General features: G+C 43.2%; 1 protein-coding gene and 1 pseudogene. One reads left to right on the top strand and one right to left on the bottom strand.

Translation table 11 applies throughout. From position 1 onward, the window contains the following. A pseudogene (locus R8O11_RS28965) lies at positions 1-116 on the top strand (gfo/Idh/MocA family oxidoreductase); the annotation flags it as partial. Between the two features lie 73 nt (positions 117-189). Here the strand turns inward: R8O11_RS28965 and R8O11_RS28960 are convergent. Continuing rightward, positions 190-623: MATE family efflux transporter (locus tag R8O11_RS28960; RefSeq protein ID WP_318195089.1), on the bottom strand; the 434-nt coding region annotated here is incomplete at its 5' end.

Below are 623 nucleotides of genomic sequence, written 5' to 3'. Positions count from 1 at the left end.
TACAGTTAAAGCTTGGTGTGATTGATGAACAAATGAAACAACGTTCGTTGACCGTTGCAAAAGTATTGACTGAAGTACGCAAACAAACTGGCGTAGTATTCCCTGCTGACCAGTAAACTTGTGCATGGTATAGCCAAAAGCTGATAGTAAGAAGCCCTCAGTTGAGGGCTTCTTTGTTAATACTAAAACTTAGGCTGTAGCTTGCTTTATCGCAAGTTTGTGTATGGTTTTACTGTAAGTAAGGTAAGCAGAAATACCCGCCATAATATTACCCACACACGCACCAAACAGCAGACCTCTGATACCGCCCAGTTGTGCACCCAGCCATAGGCAAGGTAGGAAGAAAACAAACAAGCGTAATGCCGAAATGGTTAATGCTGTGTACGATTTCCCTAGCGCATTGCAAATCGACACCATCAGCATACAAACGCCAAGAGAGCCCAAACTTATCGGCACAATCATTAGATGCATGTGGAGCACTTGTTCTACTTGGGTATCACTTGTCATTAACAATGCGAGCGGGTTTGCAAGCAAGAAGGTAATCGCTGCAATCAAAAGCTGGAAGCCAAGAATGAACTTAACCGCTATTCCAACCAGAGATTGAATGTCTCGATAGTTCTTTG

It is taken from the genome of Vibrio sp. 1288 (assembly GCF_033344475.1).
This window is presented reverse-complemented; position numbering and strand designations above follow the sequence as displayed.